Origin of the sequence: Pseudomonas hygromyciniae (assembly GCF_016925675.1) — a bacterium.
Taxonomy (GTDB): domain Bacteria; phylum Pseudomonadota; class Gammaproteobacteria; order Pseudomonadales; family Pseudomonadaceae; genus Aquipseudomonas; species Aquipseudomonas hygromyciniae.
Genome location: NZ_CP070506.1, coordinates 2,923,816 through 2,944,874, shown reverse-complemented (window position 1 = coordinate 2,944,874; position 21,059 = coordinate 2,923,816). Strand labels below are relative to the sequence as shown.

Annotated in this window: 12 protein-coding genes and 4 pseudogenes; 8 read left to right on the top strand and 8 right to left on the bottom strand. The window is 60.8% G+C overall.

Annotated elements, in window-relative coordinates:
- Positions 1-24: 24 nt before the first annotated feature.
- Both JTY93_RS12925 and JTY93_RS12920 read right to left on the bottom strand, forming a co-directional pair.
- On the bottom strand, positions 25-828 hold the full coding sequence (locus JTY93_RS12925) for a glycine betaine ABC transporter substrate-binding protein (RefSeq protein WP_205478150.1): 804 nt from the start codon (positions 826-828) through the stop codon (positions 25-27).
- Between the two features lie 98 nt (positions 829-926).
- A complete protein-coding gene (locus JTY93_RS12920) occupies positions 927-1,397 on the bottom strand; it encodes a VOC family protein (RefSeq protein WP_205478149.1) in 471 nt (156 codons plus the stop codon).
- A gap of 140 nt (positions 1,398-1,537) precedes the next feature.
- On the opposite strand from JTY93_RS12920, the gene JTY93_RS12915 reads away from it, so the two are divergent.
- Both JTY93_RS12915 and JTY93_RS12910 read left to right on the top strand, forming a co-directional pair.
- Positions 1,538-1,918, top strand: coding sequence for a RidA family protein (locus tag JTY93_RS12915; RefSeq protein WP_169870955.1), 381 nt, complete (start codon positions 1,538-1,540; stop codon positions 1,916-1,918).
- Positions 1,919-2,012: 94 nt separating this feature from the next.
- Positions 2,013-4,017 (top strand): annotated as a pseudogene (locus JTY93_RS12910) (peptidase U32 family protein).
- Between the two features lie 72 nt (positions 4,018-4,089).
- Here JTY93_RS12910 and JTY93_RS12905 read toward each other — a convergent pair.
- Positions 4,090-4,417: pseudogene (locus JTY93_RS12905) on the bottom strand (EamA family transporter); the annotation flags it as partial.
- An 86-nt stretch (positions 4,418-4,503) separates the two neighbouring features.
- Between JTY93_RS12905 and JTY93_RS12900 the strand changes: the two are divergent.
- Together JTY93_RS12900 and JTY93_RS12895 are read left to right on the top strand one after the other, a co-directional pair.
- Positions 4,504-4,950, top strand: a complete 447-nt coding sequence (locus JTY93_RS12900; RefSeq protein WP_205480493.1) for an Lrp/AsnC family transcriptional regulator — start codon at positions 4,504-4,506, stop codon at positions 4,948-4,950.
- A gap of 117 nt (positions 4,951-5,067) precedes the next feature.
- Entirely contained in the window at positions 5,068-8,919 is a 3,852-nt protein-coding gene (locus JTY93_RS12895) for a hypothetical protein (RefSeq protein WP_205480496.1), read from the top strand.
- 30 nt (positions 8,920-8,949) lie between these two features.
- Here the strand turns inward: JTY93_RS12895 and JTY93_RS12890 are convergent, their stop codons facing one another.
- The gene (locus JTY93_RS12890; RefSeq protein ID WP_205480498.1) at positions 8,950-9,495 is read right to left on the bottom strand and encodes a hypothetical protein; all 546 of its coding nucleotides are present in this window, start codon (positions 9,493-9,495) and stop codon (positions 8,950-8,952) included.
- A gap of 375 nt (positions 9,496-9,870) precedes the next feature.
- On the opposite strand from JTY93_RS12890, the gene JTY93_RS12885 reads away from it, so the two are divergent.
- From JTY93_RS12885 to JTY93_RS12875, 3 genes are all read left to right on the top strand, one after another.
- A complete protein-coding gene (locus tag JTY93_RS12885) occupies positions 9,871-11,280 on the top strand; it encodes a circularly permuted type 2 ATP-grasp protein (protein ID WP_205480501.1) in 1,410 nt (469 codons plus the stop codon).
- 2 nt (positions 11,281-11,282) lie between these two features.
- Entirely contained in the window at positions 11,283-12,233 is a 951-nt protein-coding gene (locus JTY93_RS12880; protein ID WP_092236664.1) for an alpha-E domain-containing protein, read from the top strand.
- A gap of 1,043 nt (positions 12,234-13,276) precedes the next feature.
- Positions 13,277-13,696 carry a nuclear transport factor 2 family protein gene (locus JTY93_RS12875; protein ID WP_205480551.1) on the top strand — a complete coding sequence of 140 codons (420 nt, stop codon included), beginning with the start codon at positions 13,277-13,279 and terminating at the stop codon, positions 13,694-13,696.
- Here the strand turns inward: JTY93_RS12875 and JTY93_RS12870 are convergent.
- The 3 genes and pseudogenes from JTY93_RS12870 to JTY93_RS12860 all read right to left on the bottom strand — a co-directional run bounded on the left by JTY93_RS12870 (position 13,693) and on the right by JTY93_RS12860 (position 18,607).
- Complete coding sequence (locus JTY93_RS12870; protein ID WP_205480548.1) at positions 13,693-14,628, bottom strand: alpha/beta fold hydrolase; 936 nt, start codon at positions 14,626-14,628, stop codon at positions 13,693-13,695. The two genes, JTY93_RS12875 and JTY93_RS12870, sit on opposite strands and share 4 nt — an antisense overlap.
- A 79-nt stretch (positions 14,629-14,707) precedes the next feature.
- Positions 14,708-16,960 (bottom strand): ATP-dependent DNA helicase, encoded by a 2,253-nt coding sequence (locus JTY93_RS12865; protein WP_205480545.1) that lies wholly within the window; start codon positions 16,958-16,960, stop codon positions 14,708-14,710.
- Positions 16,957-18,607, bottom strand: a pseudogene (locus JTY93_RS12860) (VRR-NUC domain-containing protein). Before JTY93_RS12860 ends, JTY93_RS12865 begins: the two are co-directional and overlap by 4 nt.
- Positions 18,608-18,795: 188 nt before the next feature.
- Here JTY93_RS12860 and JTY93_RS12855 point away from each other — a divergent pair.
- On the top strand, positions 18,796-19,020 hold the full coding sequence (locus JTY93_RS12855; protein ID WP_205480534.1) for a YgdI/YgdR family lipoprotein: 225 nt from the start codon (positions 18,796-18,798) through the stop codon (positions 19,018-19,020).
- Between the two features lie 43 nt (positions 19,021-19,063).
- Here JTY93_RS12855 and JTY93_RS12850 read toward each other — a convergent pair.
- Positions 19,064-20,913 (bottom strand): annotated as a pseudogene (locus JTY93_RS12850) (polyurethane esterase).
- Positions 20,914-21,059: the final 146 nt, after the last annotated feature.

Below are 21,059 nucleotides of genomic sequence, written 5' to 3'. Positions count from 1 at the left end.
ATGTTTTCCTGTTTTTTTTTGTGTTCAGGCCAATGGAGCCAGCCAGGAGGCAAGAGTCTGCGGGTTGTTCAGTAGCCAGGCCTCAGCCGCCTGGTCCGCACTTTTACCCTGGCGACTGATGGCGTAATCCAACTCGGCGACAATTGCATTGCTCAGACGAATATTATCGAGCACCTGCAGTTGCGCCTCGCTGAACCGCCCCAGACGATCAACCCGTGCCAACAGCACCGCGCGGTCGACACTGCCCAGCAGCCCTTTGGGGTCCTTGAGATCGCGGATTCGATGACGGAAATGCAGGAACTGTGGATGCCAAAGTGGCACCACGCCCCATCTGCCCTCCTCGACCAGCGCCTCGAACGCCGCCACGCATTCTTCCTGGGTGCCGGTGCGAAACTGGTAGCCCGCCGCCCTAAGGCCGTAGTCCTCCATCATCCGCAACGAAAATCGGGTAATCCCGGCGCCCGGTCCAATCCCCTGGATCAGCGTGCGCATACGGGCGATAACCTCGGGCTTGCGCAGGTCGTCCACATAGTCCACCTCTGACACAGGCACATAGTCGGGCACTCCCCACAACGCATACGGGGTGTAATGCAGGCCCAACTCGCGGGTGGCGACCACCTCTTCCACACGGGCTTTGTACATCCCGTGGCTGGACGGAATCCACGCCGAGGCAATCATGTCGATACTGCCAGCGCGCAACTGCTCGAAATTGGCCTCGTGCAGCGCATACGAACGCTCCACCATAAAACCCATACGCTGCAACACCGAAGCAACCACCGCAGCGGTCGCGCGATGAAAGGACAGGTCAGTCACACCGAGTCGCACCATGGCTGGGTTCCTCTGAGGGTTATTGCCACGGGCCAGCAGCGGCGCCAATAGCGCTGCGCTGCCTAAGGCTTGAATAACACGTCGACGTTTGAAGTCCATCAGCAACGTTCCGCAGACGGGCCAATGGCAAGGCTCGCCATGGCTTCGCCGACAATCCGGGTCCCCGGCACATAGTCAAAGATCATCTCGATGGTGATGCCGTTGGGGTCTTCAAGAAACAGCTGGTGCTCTCCAATCTGCGGAATCACCCGTTCACGAAAGGCGATGCCCATCGATTGCAGGCGGTTCTGGACGGTTTCCAGCCCTTCGCAACGCAGCGATACATGATCGAGGGCGCCCGACCCGTAGCCACCCTGCTTGTCACCCAGATAGGCCTGCAGGTCCTTGTCACCGCCCACCACACTGGCGATATGCAGGAGTGGACGGCCGCCGGCATACATCCAACAGCCGGGGAAACGAAAATCCGGGCGGGGCCCAGGTGACAGGCCAATCACACGCTCAAAAAACTCGGCGGTCTTGCCCCACTGTTCAGTGCGAATGGTGAAATGGTCGAGCGCTATTACTCCCATGTTCCCTCCTGGCGTTACGGATCAGAGACGTTGTGGTTGTATATTTTATCATCCGATAACTTATTTCAAGAGGTAATTTATCAACCGATAACTTGTGCCCAGGGTTTACTATCACGCTGTTCATTCATCTAGAGTTCCCCATGGCCAACCACGACCTCAGCTTCACCCCCGACCTCGATCCCGACTCGATCTCTTCCGACGTCATTGGCTTCAACGGCATCCTGGTCTCCACACAGATTCCGGTGCGCGCCGATGGCAGCCTGGAACTAGGCGATATCACCGCGCAAAGCGAATGCACCCTGCAAGCCCTCAAAGTCGCGCTAGAACGCGCCGGCAGCAGCATGGACCGGGTCATGCACTTGACCATCTACCTCACCGACATGGCCGACCGCGCCGCATTCAACGAGGTGTACAAGCGCTTCTTCGCCAAACCCTGGCCAGTCCGCGCGGCAGTTGGCGTGGCGGCATTGGCGGTGGACGGCATGCGCGTAGAAGTCACGGCGATGGCGGCCAAGGGCTGAGCCCAGCGCGCCATTGGGCATCCAGCGGGTGCCCACCCGGCAATTCACGGCTACAATGCGCGCCTCAACCGTGACAAGCCTGACTAAAAAAACTATGTCCTTGCCCAAGCATCACCTGGAATTGCTCAGCCCTGCCCGCGATGTCGCCATCGCGCGCGAGGCTATCCTGCACGGCGCCGACGCCGTGTACATCGGCGGCCCAAGCTTCGGTGCGCGCCACAACGCCTGCAACGACGTGAGCGAGATCGCCCAACTGGTGGAGTTCGCCCGTCGCTATCACGCCCGGGTGTTCACCACCATCAACACCATCCTGCATGACGACGAACTGGAGCCGGCCCGCAAGCTGATCCACCAGTTATACGATGCCGGGGTTGATGCGCTGATCGTCCAGGACCTGGGCGTGATGGAGCTGGATATCCCGCCCATCGAACTGCATGCCAGCACCCAGACCGACATCCGCACCCTGGCCCGGGCCAAGTTCCTCGATCAGGCCGGGTTCTCCCAACTGGTGCTGGCCCGCGAGCTGAACCTGCAGGAAATCCGCGCGATTGCCGATGAAACCGATGCCGCCATCGAGTTCTTCATCCACGGCGCGTTGTGCGTGGCGTTCTCCGGGCAGTGCAATATTTCCCATGCGCAAAATGGCCGCAGCGCCAACCGTGGCGATTGCTCCCAGGCCTGCCGCCTGCCCTACACCCTCAAGGATGACCAGGGCCGCGTTGTTGCCTTTGAAAAACACCTGCTGTCGATGAAAGACAACAACCAGAGCGCCAACCTGCGCGCCCTGGTAGATGCCGGCGTGCGCTCGTTCAAGATCGAGGGCCGCTACAAAGACATGGGCTATGTGAAGAACATCACCGCCTATTACCGCCAGCGCCTGGACGAAATCCTCGAGGACCGCCCGGACCTGGCTCGTGCCTCCAGCGGCCGCACTGCGCATTTCTTCCTGCCGGACCCGGAAAAGACCTTCCACCGGGGGCAGTACCGACTACTTTGTCAGTGACCGCAAAATCGATATCGGCGCCTTCGACACCCCGACCTTTACCGGCCTGCCAGTTGGCGTAGTGGAAAAAGCCGGCAAGCGCGACTTGCAGGTCATCACCCATGAGCCGCTGTCCAACGGTGACGGTCTGAACGTGCTGATCAAGCGCGAAGTCGTGGGTTTTCGCGCCAATATCGCCGAGCCCAAGGGTGAGTTCGAAGAAGACGGTGCAAAACGCTACCGCTACCGCGTCGAGCCCAACGAGATGCCGGCGGGCCTGCACCAGTTGCGGCCCAATCACCCGCTCAACCGCAACCTGGACCATAACTGGCAGCAAGCGTTGCTCAAGACCTCCGCCGAGCGCCGGATTGGTGTGTCCTGGCAAGCCTGCCTGCGCGAAGACCAGTTGCAACTGACCGCCACCAGTGAAGAGGGTGTGAGTGCCAGCACCACCCTGCCCGGCCCGTTCGGCGTGGCCAACAAGCCGGAACAGGCGCTGGACACCTTGCGCGACCTGCTCGGCCAACTGGGCACCACCCAGTATCACGCCACAGCCATCGAGCTGGATGCGCCGCAGGCGTACTTCATCCCCAACTCGCAGCTCAAGGCCATGCGCCGCGATGTGATCGAAGCGCTGACAGTGGCCCGTGTCGAGGCCCATCCCCGTGGTGGCCGCAAAGCTGAAACCACACCGCCACCGGTGTACCCGGAGTCGCACCTGTCGTTCCTGGCCAACGTGTACAACCAGAAGGCCCGCGATTTTTACCACCGCCATGGCGTGAAGCTGATCGACGCGGCCTACGAGGCCCACGAAGAAACCGGTGAAGTGCCGGTGATGATCACCAAGCATTGCCTGCGCTTCTCCTTCAACCTGTGCCCCAAGCAGGCCAAGGGCGTGACCGGTGTACGCACCAAGGTTGCGCCGATGCAGCTGATTCATGGCGATGAGGTCCTGACCCTGAAGTTCGACTGCAAGCCTTGCGAAATGCACGTGGTCGGCAAGATCAAGGGCCATATCCTCGACTTGCCATTACCGGGCAGCGGTGTGCAGCAACAGGTCGTGGGGCATATCAGCCCGGCCGACCTGCTCAAGACCATCCCCCGCGCGCCACATTGAGTAAACCCACGTCCCTGTAGGTGCCGGTTCGCCGGCGCCTACAGGGGGGCGTTTGGATGGCGCCAACTCTGGCTTGACACGCCACCACCAACCCCGCTGCAACCCCGCCGCCGCTAGCAATATCGCCGCAACCCCCCAGCCATTGTGCCCAGCCCAAGCGATGCCCGTAGGCCATCCAATCAATCAGGATCGCCGCAATCGGGTAGATGAACGACAGCGCCCCGGTCAATGCCGTCGGCAGCTTTTGGATCGCCCCATAGAGCAGCACATACATCAGTCCCGTATGCACCACACCCAGCGTCAACAGCGCACCCCAAGCATCGACGGGCGCCGATAGGCTGTGCCACGAAACCAGCGGCACCAGCAATACCGCACCGGTACTCACTTGAATCAGCGCCAAACAGGCTCCAGCGCCTGTAGAAGGCAAAAGGTGATCCTTACCTATTCTTATTAGGCAAAACCGCAAATCTGCTTAAGGAGCCCAGGATGATTGATGTTATCGACCAACAACTGATCGCCGCCCTGATGGACGACTCGCGCTGCTCGCTCAAGACCCTGGCGGGCATTACCGGCCTGTCCTCGCCCAGCGTGGGCGAACGTTTGCGACGCCTGGAGGAGCGCGGAGTCCTGAAGGGCTACACCGTGGATATCGACCCGAAACACTTTGGCTATATGTTGCAAGCCATCGTGCGCATCCGCCCCCTGCCCGGCCAATTGCAGGAGGTGGAACGCCAGATCCAGGCGATTCCGGAGTTTACCGAGTGCGACAAAGTCACTGGCGATGACTGCTTTATCGCGCGACTGCACGTACGCACCATGGACCAGTTGGATACCTTGCTCGATCGTCTCAACGCTTACGCCGAAACCAACACCGCCATCGTCAAGAAAACCCCGGTCAAGCGCCGGCTGCCGCCGTTGGCCGACGGGCGTTAGCCGTCCAGACCTGGGCGTAACCACGGAAAACCCCTGCGACAATAACGCTGGAATCCAAAGTCAGGTTCACGTCACACATCGCTTTTGCAACGTGTGGAAGTGAACATGGCAATGGAAATGTCGAATACCGCAGCACCTCAAGGAACACAGGAACCACCCCAAGGATTGGGCGCCATCCCCGGGCAAGACGCCACGCCAAGGGAAGCGGCAGATAGAGAACTGGCGCAGCTCTATGCCCGGCAACTATTGGAATGCGCCCGGGTCCAGGAAGTGGTCGATCCGGGCGCGTGGGTTTTACTCGCCCTACCGCCCGGCTCAGCCTTCGCGCAGTGGCAAGCGCACCTGCATGCACTGCTTTACAGCGACCCCTTTAAAGTCTGGGCCGATGAGCAGCAGGTTGACCTATCCAAAACCATCCGGCTCGACAGTCAATCGGGACACATCGCCTTTAACGTCAACGGCACTGACAAGCTGTTTGGCGACCCGGCCAGCGATGTCCCCTTGCCTGCAATCTGGCCGCTGCTGGCCAGTACTGCCCAGGCGTTCGGTGCAGGCAGCTTTGTGCTGCCGGCGGACCCTCGCGCCAAAGGTGCATCCCTCGCTGCCGTCGGTCATTTTTATCAAGTGCCGGTCATGACGACCAAGACCGAACTCGAGCAGCAGGCAGCGCTGGTGAGCCATCGCGACTTTACGCCCTCGGCCACTCTCCAGGCGGCAAGATCCGAAGAGGCCTTCGCCGAGGCACAGCGAACATTCGGTGATCTACTTAACCTGCATACGCTATCTGTGCAGCTTGCGGCCCTGGCGCAAAACGCCAGCCCCTTGCCCGACAGCTTGAAATCCACGCTGTTTACTCTGGCCGCCCACTCTTCTGCGCTGAGTCGGGAACCGCTGGCGCCTGGTATGTCTTCCAGCCTGCAACGGTTTATCGAACGCAGCGGCTTTTTACAGCCGCAGAACGCGGCGCAGTTGATCAATCTTGCCAGTTACCTAAAGCGCCCGCCGCTGAGTAGCCCCGAGCATGGCAACTTTGGCGGCGCTCTCGCCTGGCCGATTCCGCCCAACGAAACCCAACGCCGCGAATGGATTGAACGCCTGCAACAAAGCGCTCATTACACCCCGGGAAATGGCGTACTCGATTACCTGGCAACCCACGTCACGCCTGGCGCTCCCGCAACCCTGCACGCCACCCGCAGCTGGCTTGGCCGCATGCTGCGCAGCGCCGAGGCAAAGACTTTGGGCGAAACGTTCCAGGGTATCTCGCTGCTTTCGCCCGACACTGACCTGTTACTCGCGGCGATCAGTGCAGACCTTGATCGCCAGACTGACGTCGATGGCAAACCAGGACGAAATATCGTCGCCGGGTTTGACCTGGCCCAAAGCACGCACGGGTGCGCCCACCCCTCAAGCGTGGTCGATAACTTGCTGGAGCACCTGATTGGCAAACGCTCGATGACCCGTGACAAGGCGCCCATTGCAGTCTGCTTGTTGCTGTCTCACCGAGCGCCCGCCTTTCTCGTCAAGGAAATCCCCCGGCATGTAACCTGCGGCTCCCACACATGGGCCACCTTCTCAACCGCCGTCGCCCGTATCGAAGCGCAGGCTCCTGGGGCGTCGGCGGCCATGGTTTTCTCCCAGGTCATGGCCTGGGCGGACCTGGCACCTGTCACCGCGCAGCAGGCAGCGGTTGAGCAAGCCGCCCAGCGCGTGGCGCTCAAGGACTGGGGCGTGGCCCAGGGATTGCTGGCACACAATGCCCAGGACAACTACACCGACGACCAGCTTGAGTCCCTGCGCGAGGCGTTCAATCGGCAGCTCGACGAACTGAAAGCGGCCTCCACCGCCCTGCAGATCGGCATGCCCCAGCGCAGGAAGATGGCCTTGGCCGAGCTGCAAAAGGTGTTCGGCGAACAGATCCCCTTTGACGACAAATGCATCACCGACGCCGGGGCACATCGCGACTATCGCGGGCCATATTCGGTACTGGACCTCTACATGGCCGGGAAACTGGACCGTCCCAAAGGCATCATCACTGCGCGTCAGGCCGGCCTCGGCGCCCTTGGCACGGCATCACAGCACACGCGCTTGAGCCTCAACTACTGGGTTTCTTCCAAGGCTGGCGTGGATATCAGCAGGATCCTGGCATCCCGTGCGCAGTTGCCGGACGTCGACCGCTTGTTCCGCCTGGCCTTTTACGCCTACAAACCGACACTCAGAAAAAACTTGCCCGTCATCGGCAAGCACCTGATATCGCGTTTGCCCCTGGACGCACGCCGGCGCCTGGAGTTCGGCAAGCTGCAACTGTTCAAAGTCAGCAAAGCCACAAAACAGCCTTCCCTGCATATTTCCAGCAGCCCCATCTACCACTACGCCCTTGAGCCGCATCGTCTGTTGCTAAAAACCACCCTTGCCGGCGTTGCGCAAATGTTCGAGTACGACGTCAAGCAGCAGAGCATCGTGCGCCGCCCCGAGATGGACAACGCCCAGCGCGGGCTGCTGAACGAATACAGCAAGGACACTCTCTATCTGCAACCGTTTCACCCCCAAGGTGCATTTGCCCCTCCTATCACCCAGGCAACCCCCGACACAGGCCTGGTACCTTCCAGCTATTTCAGTGCCAGGACGGCGTACATCGCCGCTGCAATGGTCCAGGAACGGGCACTCAACACGATGCAGGCCCAGGCAAAAGGCCTGACCACGTTTGACACGGAATTCAACGCCGCCAAGTTTCTTCACAACACCATCATGAGCTTGATTCCGCTGCGATCGGCCATCGCCAACTTCCAAGAAGGCAACGTCGGCGCAGGGCTGGTGGATCTGTTCCTGGATATCTTTGGCCTGGTGATGGCGATCAGCAGCGCTGGTGCTTCGCTGGGCGCCAGGGCCACGATCAACCACGGGCCCAAGGTCATTCGGCTGCTCAACAGTGCAAAACGAGTCGCTCTGGTGACGATCAACGTCCTTAACCCCCTCGGCGGTGTAGATGATCTGGGCCGGTTGATTATCTGGGGAAGCAAACAGGCGTGGTTCTGCGCCGGCAAACTGGCCGGGAAAGTCGCCGATATCAGCGGGCTGACCGGGCAGGCGCGGCGGTTGGGGGCCCTGGAAAAATACGACTTGCTCGCCGCGAGTAAACGTTTTGATGCGGCGGCCACCGGCAACTTCAAGGTCATCGATGAGCTGTTCGAAGGTACGGCGGTATTTCATGCCGGCAAGTGGTTTGCCTACAACCCCGTCACCCGCGCGCCCTATGGCAAGCCCCTGGCCGTGTTCAACCCGAAAAGCCTGGCCATGGGCGGTACCGTCAAAGAAGTCCGGGCCTTGGGCGAAGGTTTTCTGATGTTTGAAGATATCCACCGGGGTTGTCGTCGTTTAAGCCTGGACGCCCATGGCGTCATCGCGCCGGGCCATGAGGCGGCCTCGATGAAAATCAATGGCGAACTCATGAGCCCCAACGAGATGCTCGACTACCTGAAGGCCTGCGGGGTGAAAATTGATCACTATGACGAAATACGCCTGACGGTATGCGACTCGGCAACCGGTGGCGAACAATCCTTTGCCGCACGCCTGGCACGGCAGATAAAAAAACCGGTCAAGGGCTACGAGGGTTCTATGTATGTCGATCCCAATCTTGAATCAATCCACCTGGACAATTTCGTCAACCGTGCGGCACGCCGGGATTACCTGGAGCGCACCTTCCTCGACACACCACGTAAGGTGCAAAACAAGTATGTGGAAATTGGTCGGCTAGACGATGGGGTCATGAAATACCATCCCGACCCCCGTTACAAACCGGTGAACTTTTCACCTGAGGGGGTCGCACTGCCCAGGAAAAAACGGGCCTCAAGGCCAATGACCGAAGGGGAAATTGAGCAACACGAGCGCCGATTGGCCGCAGCGAACAAGCAGCACGACGAGCTCAACAACAACATCACGGATTTCAGCGAGTACGACGACTTCAACCGTTAAAACATCGTCCGGGCGCTGCTGGTCAACCGGTCACGCCCCCGGATTATCCACCTGGATATAAAACGCAAACGCCGCCAGCAGCATCCAGAACACCGTGAACAACCAGGGTGTACGCACCGAAAACAGCAACGACTTGCGATAGCCCTTGTGCGACGACTCGGTCTCGCAGAACAACGGCGATTCATCGTAAGCCAGGCCCATCACCGGTTCACTGCGCAACAGTTCGCTTTGCTTGAAGTGCCAATGGTCAATGATGTCGTAGGCCGCACGAATGCCGGGCCAGGCGTTGAGCGAGCTGAACACGCCGAGCATCGCCAACAACAGCGGCACCACCAGGGTAAACAGCTTGCCCCACTCGGGGTTGAGGTTGCCCATGCAGGACACAAAGGCAATCACCAGGAACGACTGCGCCGTCAGGTAGGCATCGGTGCGGTTGGCAAGGATGGAGGTTTCGTATTGGATTTCCCGGCGATAGAAATCCAGGCGGTCCTTGGGCGAACCAAAAATCTTGGCGTCGTGTTCGGTATGGTCGGTCAGCGCCGATTCGGGGCTATGGGGGGAGATGATCCTGGGCACGATCGGTAATCCTTACGCTGCGTAATCCCCTTAGAAGAACCGGCGATGCCCGAAGTTCAGGTCAATTGCCCGCACCGTTGTGGAGCATGGCGCATGCCTGGCGCGCACTGCACTTGCGCAGGCCGCCCCGATATCGGGCTGGTACACCGTTTAATCCCTATAAACGCGGTTTCGGCACAGCCATTGCTTTACTCCTCAAACCCCCTGCCTGCCCAGGTGAACACAGGAGCAAACGTTACCCCCCGACTCAGAGCCGACTCCAAAAGAAAGTAAGGACAAGGTCCGTTGGCGCCAAAAGCCACGGGCTCATAACAATGCGGTTTTTAAAGCGGCAGTGCCTGCAACGCTACACCCGGCACTGACAAGGTAATTGGAATGGCTCGATCTTTCTTTGACGAAATGAATGACGCAAATGGCGTGTGCCGTGCGCACTACCAGGATTTTTCCCGCTGGCTGGCCAACACCCCACCGGAACTGCTGGCCCAGCGCCGTCGCGAGGCCGACCTGCTGTTCCACCGCGCCGGGATCACCTTCACCTTGTACGGTGACGAGCAAGACACCGAACGCCTGATTCCCTTCGACATCATCCCGCGCAGCATCCCCGCCAGTGAGTGGAGCGTGATCGAGCACGGCTGTATCCAACGGGTCAATGCGCTGAACATGTTCCTCGCCGATATCTACCACGACCAGCGCATTATCAAGGCCGGGATCATTCCCGCTGAGCAGGTGCTGGGCAATGAAGGCTATCAAAAAGCCATGGTCGGCCTTGACCTGCACCGCGATATCTATTCCCATATTTCCGGGGTCGACCTGGTGCGTGATGGCGACGGCACCTACTACGTCCTCGAAGACAATTTGCGCACGCCCAGCGGCGTGAGCTACATGCTCGAAGATCGCAAAATGATGATGCGCCTGTTCCCGGAAGTGTTTGCCAAACAGCGCATCGCGCCCGTGGATCACTACCCCAACCTGCTGCTCAAGACCCTGAAAAGCGCGAGCCGCCTGGACAACCCCAATGTCGTGGTGCTGACCCCTGGGCGCTTTAACAGTGCGTTTTTCGAGCACGCGTTCCTGGCCCGGGAAATGGGGGTGGAACTGGTAGAAGGCGCCGACCTGTTCGTGCACGACCTCAAGGTGTTCATGCGCACCACCGATGGCCCGAAAGCGGTGGATGTGATCTACCGGCGCATCGACGACGCCTTCCTTGACCCCCAGGCCTTCAACCCAGAATCCATGCTCGGCGTCCCCGGCCTGGTCGCTGCCTACTGCGCCGGCAACGTAGTGCTGGCCAATGCCATCGGCACCGGCGTGGCCGACGACAAATCCATCTACCCCTATGTGCCGGAGATGATCCGCTTTTATCTGGATGAAGAACCGGTGCTGCAGAACGTGCCGACCTTCCAATGCCGCAAGCCCGCTGAGCTGTCCCATGTCCTGGCGCACTTGCCCGAACTGGTGGTCAAGGAAACCCAGGGCTCCGGCGGCTACGGCATGCTGGTGGGCCCGGCCGCCTCGGCTGCCGAAATCGAGGACTTCCGCCAACGCATCAAGGCCCGGCCCCATGCCTATATCGCCCAGCCGACGTTGAGCCTGTCCACCTGCCCGACTTTTGTCGAAAACGGCATCGCACCACGGCATATCGACCTGCGCCCATTCGTGCTATCGGGCAAGGAAACCCGCCTGGTGCCGGGCGGCCTGACCCGAGTAGCGCTGCGCGAAGGTTCATTGATCGTCAACTCGTCGCAAGGCGGCGGAACCAAGGACACCTGGGTGGTGGAGGGCTGAGTATGCTGAGTAGAACCGCCGCAGATCTGTATTGGATGTCGCGCTACCTGGAGCGCGCGGAAAACCTGGCGCGCATGCTGGAGGTCAGCTACTCGCTGTCGTTGATGCCCCAGGCCGGACGCAGTGATGGCCTGGACGAACTGGCGATGTCGCTGCTCAGCAGCGGCACCCTGGACAGCTATCTGGAGCGCCATCAACAGCTGGACGCCGAGCGCATGCTGCACTTTTTCGCCCTCGACGAGGAAAACCCGGCCAGCATCTACAACTGCCTGCGCGCTGCCCGGGGCAATGCCCATGCGGTGCGCGGGCGGATCACTGCCGACATGTGGGAAAACCTCAACGCCACCTGGCTGGAAATGCGCAGCATCGCCGCCGGCGGCCTGGCGCGCCATGGCATCAGCCACTTCTGTGACTGGGTCAAACAGCGCTCGCACCTGTTTCGTGGCGCCACCTCCGGCACCATCATGCGCAACGATGCCTATCGTTTTATCCGCCTGGGCACCTTTGTCGAACGCGCCGACAACACCTTGCGCCTGCTGGATGCGCGCTACGAGATGTTTGGTGAAGAGTCCGAAGAAGTCAGCGACCTGTCCGCCCGCGGTTACTACCAGTGGAGCGCCCTGCTCCGTGCCTTGTCGTCGTTCGAGGCCTATACCGAGTTGTACCCCAATGCGCTGAATGCGCGCTCGGTGTCGGAGCTGCTGCTATTGCGCAGCGACGTACCGCGCTCGTTGCATGCGTGTATCGAGGAGTTGAGCCATATCCTCGCGGATCTGCCGGGCAGTTACGGCCGCACGGCCCAGCGTCTGGCTGCGGAGTTTGAAGCGCGGCTGCGTTACACCGGTATCGACGAGATCCTCGAAGAAGGCCTGCACACCCGGTTGACGGAGTTTATCGACACCGTGCGCGAACTGGCGCGGGCCATCCACAGTTCGTACCTGGAAGTGGTGTAGGCATCGCTTCGCCTTGTAGAAGCGGGCTTGCCTGCGATGGCCATGAGTATCTACACAACTCTTTGGTGGTTTTTGGGGTTGGGTACATATCCGTTGCTGCGGTCATGGCGGCTATGGGTTCCGCCCTTACGGCGGGTCACTTTTGGAAAAGAGCCCGGAGTGCCGGCCCAGCCAAAAGTAACCAAAAGGGCTCTTGCCCCACCACTCGGCACCTCGCCTAGGCTCGGTGTGCCCGTAATCCGACATTGATTTGGGGGGCCGCCGCGATGGGCCATCCATGGCCCAGCGCGGCTAAACCGGCGTCCTGCCGGTTTACCCCCCAAATCAATATCGGATTGCGGCCAGCGTGGTTTGATGGGGCGCCTAAGATCAAAATCACAAGCAAAACGAGGCGGCCTGACAGCCGACCTGATCGTCGAAGCGTGCGCGTACCCTTGTGGGAGCGGGCTTGCTCGCGAATGCAGTCTGTCAGTTGATAAATGTATTGACTGACACTCCGCATTCGCGAGCAAGTCGAATCGTCGCACCGCCGCTCCCACAGGGGAAAGCAGCTCCGCGCTCTGGCGTTGCTGTTGCTGTTGCTCTGTTTTTGATCTTGGGCGCCCCGTCAAACCACGCTGGCCGCAGGCAGGTATTGCGCAGTGGGCACCCCGGCAGGATGCCGGGGTAGCCGCGACACGGCCATGGATGGCCGATCGCGGCGGGCCCACGGAGCAATGCCTGACTGCGGGCATGCCGAGCCTAGGCGAGGCACCAAGTGGTGGGGCAAGAGCGTTTTGCTTACTTTGGACTGGGCCGGCACTCCGGCTCTACAAAAGTGAGCCGCCGTAAGGGCGGAACCAATAGCCGCCGTAACCGCAGCAACGGATATGTACCCAACCCCAAAAACCACCAAAGAGTTGTGCAGATACTCATGCCCATCGCGATCAAGTCCACACAGCTCTGCTGTTTGCTCCAGCCATATAACTGTCAGTTTGGATCATTGATCCCCCCTCGCAGCTGCTCTTATGGTTGCTCAACACTCATAAGAACAGGTACAGACCATGTCCGAAGCTCTGCAATTATCCCCTGGGGCCGCCCATACCCTGAAGCGCTGGCACACCATGCTGGCCACTGCCGACCTCAAGGCCCTGCCCGAACTGCTGGCGCCTGACGCGGTGTTTCGCTCGCCGATGGCCCACACCCCCTACCCCGGCGCCGCCGTCGTTTCGATGATCCTCAACACCGTGTTTACCGTATTTGAGGACTTCCGCTACCACCGTGAACTGGCCAGCGCCGACGGCCACAGTGTGGTACTGGAGTTCAGCGCGCGAGTGGGCGACAAACAGCTCAAGGGCATCGACCTGATCCGCTTCAACGAAGAGGGGCAGATCATCGAATTTGAAGTGATGGTCCGCCCGTTGAGCGGCCTCCAGGCCCTTGGTGAGGAAATGGGCCGACGTCTAGCGCCTTCCAAGGGCTAACTCTGCAGGAACGCCAGCATCAACGTATTGACCTGCGCGCCCTGCTCCACCTGGATCCAGTGCCCGCAGTTGGCAAGCACCTGCTGCTCCAACTGTGGCACCACCTCGGGCATGCGCTTGAGGGTGTGCGCCTCAAACACGCCCACTGGATCACGGTCGCCGATCAAAAACAGCGTCGGTTGCAACACCTGCCGGCCCGCCAGAAACTCGGTGCGCTGCCAGTTGCGCTCGAAGTTGCGATACCAGTTCAGCGGCCCGCGAAAGCCATTGGCAAAGGTTTGCACATAGATATCCAGATCCTGCCGGCTGCACCAGGCCGGCAAGGCACCCGGCAGCGCGACGCCGTCCAGCAAGGTGGCGGTGGCCGGCTTTTGTTGCAGGAATACATCCTGATCCTGCATGAACAGACGCAAGGTGCGTTCGATATCGGCTTCCAGTTCCTGCTCCGCCACGCCGGGTTGCTGGAAGTACAGGATGTAGTTGAACCGGTCGGCATACAGCTCGCGCATGATCTCGATCACCGGTCTGCGGGGGCGACCGGCGAAGGGCACCGACATCGTGACCAGGGCGCTGATGCGTTCTGGTTCCAGCAAGGCCAGGTGCCAGGCCACCACTGCGCCCCAGTCATGGCCGACCATCGCTACCCGGTGGTGGCCGAACAGGTCCATGGCCCCCTGGATATCCGCGCACAGGGTCAACAGGTCGTAGTCGGCAATCTCGGCAGGCGCGCTGCTGCGCCCATAGCCCCGCATTTCAGGCACAAATACGCGATACCCGGCGGCTGCCAGCACGGGGATCTGCTGGCGCCAGGAGTGCCAGCATTCGGGAAAGCCATGGAGCAGCCACACGGGCGGGCCGCTCTCGGGGCCGGCGATATGCAGGCTCAATTGAATGCCGTTGACCTGGATCGTCTGTTGTTCGATAGCACTCATCACACAGCTCCATGGGGGGACTGCTGCAGACTGCCCCACCGGCGCACCCCGCGCCAGCATCATTGACGGAGCAAATACCTCAGGTCACCGACCACCAGCGCGGCAGCAATGGCCGTACCTTGGGTTCGGCAAAACGGTCATCGATCAGCATCACCACCCCTTGGTCCTGCTGGGTGCGAATCACCCGGCCTGCCGCCTGCACCACCTTCTGGATCCCGGGATACAGGTAGGTGTAGTCATACCCCGCCCCGAACATCGCACCCATGCGCAGTTTCATCTGCTCGTTGACCGGGTTGAGTTGCGCCAGGCCCAGGGTGGCGATAAAGGCGCCAATCAGGCGCGCGCCAGGCAAGTCGATACCCTCGCCGAACGCCCCGCCCAGCACGGCAAACCCCACACCCTGGCTGTGCTGGGTGAACTGGTCAAGGAAGGCCTGGCGCTCGGCCTCGGCCATGCCCCGTGATTGATGCCAGGTAGGAATCGACGGATGCCGTTCAGCCAGCAACTGCGCCACTTGCTGCTGGTAATCGAAACTGCTGAAAAACGCCAGGTAGTTGCCCGGCGTACGTTCGAACTGCTCGGCGATCAGCGCGACGATGGGCGCCAGGGACGCTTGGCGATGCACAAAGCGCGTGGAGATGCGGTCGATGATGTGTACCTGCAACTGTGCGGCATCGAATGGCGATTCCACGTCGACCCATGCGGTATCCAGCGGCAAGCCCAGCAGGTTGGCATAGTAATGCCGGGGGCTCAGGGTCGCGGAAAACAGCACGCTGCTACGGGCCGCCGTCAAGCGTGGGCGGATAAATTCGGCCGGCACCACGTTACGCAGGCTCAAGCGTGAGAAACGCCGCTTGGCCTGTGGATCGCGCTGAGCGATATCAAAAATAAACTGCTCGTTGAACAGCTCCGCCACCTTGGCGAACTGCAACGCCTCGAAGTAAAAGCCTTGCAGCTCGCCCGTGAGCGCCTGGGGGTGATCATTGAAATACTCGCCCATGGCACTGGTACACAGGGCCAGGGCCTGCAACAGCTTGTCCGGTTTGCTGGCATAGGCCTGATACACCTTGACCTGCTCCTTGTGCAGCGCATTCCATTCACGGTTGAGCCGCTGCAACGGTTTTTTCAACGGCTCGGGGGCGGCATCGCGCAAGGTCTTGAGGGAAAATTGATCGAGGTCGGCGCTGTACATCGCGCGGCCCCGCTCCACCAGGTTATGGGCTTCGTCCACCAGCACCGCGACCCGCCATTGGTTGAGCTGGGCCAGGCCAAACAGCATCGCGCCAAAATCGAAGTAATAGTTGTAGTCGGCGACCACCATGTCGCACCAGCGCGCCATCTCCTGGCTCAGGTAATACGGGCACACCCCATGGGCCAGTGCCACCTCGCGTAGATTGCGTTGGTCCAGCAACCGGACCTTGGCTGCCGCCTCGCGCGCGGCCGGCAGGCGATCATAAAAGCCCTTGGCCAGCGGGCAGGAGTCACCGTGACAGGCTTTGTCCAGGTGCTCGCAGGCCTTGTCCCGTGCCACCAGCTCCAGCACGTGCAATGGCAGGTCGGCACTGGCGTGCAGTATCTGCACTGCGTCCAGCGCCAGTTTGCGGCCAGGGGTCTTGGCCGTCAGAAAGAACAGCTTGTCCAACTGCTGCGGCGCCATGGCCTTGAGTATCGGAAACACCGTGCCAATGGTCTTGCCGATCCCCGTGGGCGCCTGCGCCATCAGGCAGCGCCCGGTGCTGACGGCCTTGTACACCGACTCGGCGAGGGTACGCTGGCCCAGGCGAAAGGCCGCGTGGGGAAAAGCCAGGGCGGTGGCGCCGGCGTCGCGGGCCAGTCGCCGTTGCGCCTGCTGCTCGGCCCAGCCGAGAAACAACGCACACTGGCGATTGAAGAACGTCTCCAGGTCATCAACCGCACACACTTGGCTTACTACGGTTTCGCGCTCGCTGACGATATCGAAATACACCAGCGCCAGCCCGATCTCGGGCAGCCCCAGCTTGCTGCACATCAGCCAGCCATAGACTTTGGCCTGGGCCCAGTGCAGTAGCCGATGGTTGGCCGGCTGGGCATCCAGGTCGCCACGGTAGGTCTTGACCTCTTCCAGCACATTGCGATCCGGATCATAGCCATCGGCGCGGCCGCGTACGGTCAACTGCTGGTAGAGGCCTTCCAGGGCCACTTCACTCTGGTAGTGCGCGCTACGGCGGGACGCCACGGTACGGTGGCCGAGCATGCCTTCCTGGGCACTGGGTGAGGGGGTGAACCGCAGATCAAGATCACCCACCTTGGCGGTAAACTCGCACAATGCCCGTACCGCAACGGTGTAGCTCAAGCGCCCTGCTCCGCCCAGCGTACATAGCACACGGTAACCGGCATCTGGTGCTCGCTGCAGAACTCCAGCCAGCGCAATTGGTTGTCCTGCAGGCGGTCGCCCGGGCCTTTGACTTCGATCATGCGGTAGGTTTTTTGCGCCGGCCAGAACTGGATCAGATCCGGCATGCCGGCACGATTGGCGCGGATATCCAGCAACAGGCGGTCGAACCAATGCCGCAGGTGCGCGGCAGGCAGGCAATCGAGCGCCTGCTCGAGCAACTCTTCGCTCAACACATTCCAGAACACAAAGGGCGACTGGATCCCCCACTTTTCGGCGTAGCGCTGGCGGATCGTGGTTTTGTAGCGCTGGTCATGCAGTTGGTCCAGGCAGGCGGCGAACAGGTCGGCGCGGCGCTGCTGGAAGTCTTCACTGTGCAAATCCACCGGCCCGCGCTGGAACGGGTGAAAGAACGAGCCAGGCAACGGCGCGAAGATCGCCGGCCAGCACAACAGGCCGAACAGCGAGTTGATCAGGGGTGTTCTCGACGTAGTGCACCGGCCCCGCTTCATCCTCCAGATGCGCCTGCACGCAGAACTCGACGGCGGCCACCGGTTCCGGGAATGGCAGTTCCAGGTCCAGGCGCTGGATCACCTGGGGTTTGGGCTTGGGCTGCGCCGGCTCGCCCAGTTTGCGCCGCAACCGCGGCAGGACCCGCAACAGGTGCTGCTGCTCGGCCGCGCTTTGTGGCGCGGCCTGGGCCTCCAGGGCCAGGACCATCGCCTGGGCGAAATGCTCCTGACGCTCGAGCACCCGGATCAGCCGTGCGCGGGCGCCGGGATAGGCACACTCGCGATAGATCACCTCGGCCAGGGCCAGTTCAGCAAGCCGTTCGCAATGCTGGCCAACCTGGAACAGCAGCTTGGCCCGACGTTTCTCCAGCCAGGGGTTATCGGTGCTCAGCGTGGCAATCTGCGCCAGCACCTCTTCCAGCGGTTCGCCCGCCTCGAAGGTCTGCTGGCATTGATGCAGGAACAGCAGGCCAGACACATCGTCACGATGGCGCAGCCCCCGGGACTCGGCACAGAACTCAACCTTTTCGTAGGTGTAGATCCCCAAGTCCGCCAACACAAATTCCGACCAGTCCTGGTACAGGTTGCCGAAGAACATCAGGCGCAGGCGGTCACACAGGTCCATCACCGTCAGGCTGTAAAGGCGCTCGTCCAATTGCGGGCACCACTGTGCAAACGTCCGTGGCTCGGTGAACCGCGTCGATAAGCCGGGTAGCCAATCGGATTTCTTGCCCCTGGGCAGCTCGATCCAGGGCTTGAACGCCTGCAGAACCTCGCCTTTTTGCAATTGCCCCCACACCTCTTCAATCGACAGCAGGCCCTGCTCACTGACCCAACCGTGGGCCAGCAACGGCTGCACGGCCAAATCAGCCGGGCCGATCTCGACGTAATTGAGCTTGCTTGCCCGAAAATGCACGCCCTTGCGCATCACCATGCGCACCAGCAACGCTTGGGCCGGTTGCGGCAACTGGCTGAACCGCGCAATGAAACGCTGTTCTTCATCATCCAGCACGTCGGCATAGCGTTGCCCGAGCCAGTCGAGCACTTGCTGGAAGTTATGCAGGTAGTAGAACGGGTCTTCGAGGGGGTTGGACATGACGGGCACTTGGGCAAACACTGGTTATGCATACAGAGTGCCGTCGCCAGGCCCGCGTTGCAATCGCTAATAGATCAGTGGCGCACGCAACTTTTTGTATAAAAGTGATCAGATGGGGGTGGATCCGCGTAACATTTGTTGCCCGCAGCCGTTGAGCACGGGGTTTTCGAAAGATGAGAGTAAGGGTTATGAACATGAAGAACTGGTGCCTGCCGCTGGCTGTGATGACGTTTCTGGCATTGGCCGGTTGCTCGACGCCGACCGTCGTAACCTTGCAGAACGGTACTCAGTACCTGACCACAGACACGCCGAATGCCAAGACGCCTGATGGTTTTTACGAATTCACCGATATCGCCGGCAAGCGCGTACGGGTCAAGGCGGCGGATGTCGCGACGGTGCGCAAGGAAGACTGACCGAACACTGTAGGAGCCGGCTTGCCGACTCCTACAGTTTGTTTTAGGTGATGACGAACGCCTGCGCCGACAGGCTGCCAAGTCCCACTCCCACCAGCGTCACCGAGTTATCGCCGAATGTCAGCAGCGTATCGCTGCCCACGGCCTTGGCATGGTCGAGGTAGTTGTACTGCCCGTCCACCCCCCCGCCAACCCCATGAACACCAGCTTGTCCGTCGACTGATAGCCCAGGATCCGGTCCTGGCCGAAGTCGCCGTCGAACAGGAAGGTATTGCGCCCGCCGCCCCCTTCCAGCAGGTCATTGCCGGCACCGCCCACCAGTACATCATTGCCCTTGCCGCCGATCAGGTGGTCATTACCCTCCAGGCCAAACAGCCACTGCCCGCCATCGCCCGCCTTGAGCACATTGGCGCCGGTATCGCCCTTGAGCGACGTCGCATAGCCCGTCAGGTCCTTACCCGCCAGCAGCCCTTTGTCGGTCACGCTGTGGGTCACATCCTTGCTCAACAGCAACAGATAGCTTTCCTTGCTCACTAGCGCGCCCATGTCGCGGGTCAGGCTGATGCCGCCTTGGCCGTCGCGGATATACAGGGTGCCCGCGCCATCGTTGGCCACCTCGACGTTTTTCAGCGACTGCTGCAAGTCCAGGGTATTGAACCCCGAGCCGCCGAGCAGGATGTTGTAGCCACCGCCATCACGAAAAGTATCGTTGCCTGCACGGCCCTCCAGGTAATCGTTGCCCCGGCCGCCCTGGATCAGGTCATTGCCGTCGCTGCCGATAATGAACGTGCTGCCCTGGTGGGCTTCGGCGTTGCGATTGAGGTCCTGCACCCAGGTATTAGCGCGGGCCGGGTCGGACAGATTGGCGACGACGATCGTCGAGTCGCGGCTGGTCAGTTCATAGAACTTCGACTCAAGGATGCGGCTCATGCCATCGCCATAACCCGTGGGTAAATGGGAGATCCACGTCGGCAGGTTGAGGATGGAAAACGGCAGGATGTTCCACAGCGTCGAGGCGTAATGGTCGTTGAAGCTGACGATGTTGTCGGCACTGGAGGCGTGCGGTTGGTCGTGCACGCCCAGGGACGACAGATTGAACGCCGAACCGTCGAGGGCGCGATAAACCGGGTCGTTTTCGTAGCCGATGTTCAGCACCTTGTCGCCACTGCTCTGGGTCGGCGAGGCGTAGGCGACATAGTTGGCGTCCTGGTAGAACCCCGCCCAGGTGTGGTTGCTCAAGTCCGCCATGCTATTGACCGCCAGGCCACCGAGGCTATGGCCGCTGACCAGTACATCCTGGCCGCTCAGCCCCTGCGCGCTGGCATACGCGGCGACTTTGCCCAGCAAGGTGCCAAACGCCTCGCCTGCGTAGTTTTTGGCATAGTCCGCCGGCCCGAACGCGGCCAGTAAGTCACTGATCACATCGCCGATAGAGTCGACAATCAGGTTCTCCCTGGGGCCCGATGTGCCACGGAAGGCGATGCCGATTTCCAGCAGTTTGCCGGCGTCATCGTATTTGCCCAGGACCTCGACCTGGGCACTGGTATAACCGGCTTTCTCGCCAAAGAAAGTGCCTCGGGCATCGACCTTGCCGGCATAGTCCAGGGTGCTGGCGCTGATGGGCGTCCAACCGGCCTTTTGTACCGCGTCGAGGGCGGCTTTTTCCGAGTCCGGGTTCCACGGGATGCCGGGGATCACGCCCTGGGAGTCGGTGCTGCCCAGCAACGCCTGCACCAGGGTGGCCGGCAAGCCCAGGCCGAAGCCGTTTTGCTGATAACCCACGGCAAAGCCGTTATCCAGGTTGTGGTAGGAGTACAACGTGATCGCCATGGCGTCGGCGAACAGGGCTTTGGAGTCTTCGGTGGTTAGGTTTTTGTAGTCATAGACACCCATGGTATTGCCTCTCTTTTGTTGGAATTGTCGAGAAAGCCAAGACAGCTGGAATGCGGTAATAGTGGGGGCTGCGGTGCGACTTGCCCGCGATGGCCATGTATCTGCACAACTCTTTGATGGTTTTTGGGGGGGGTGTACATATCCGT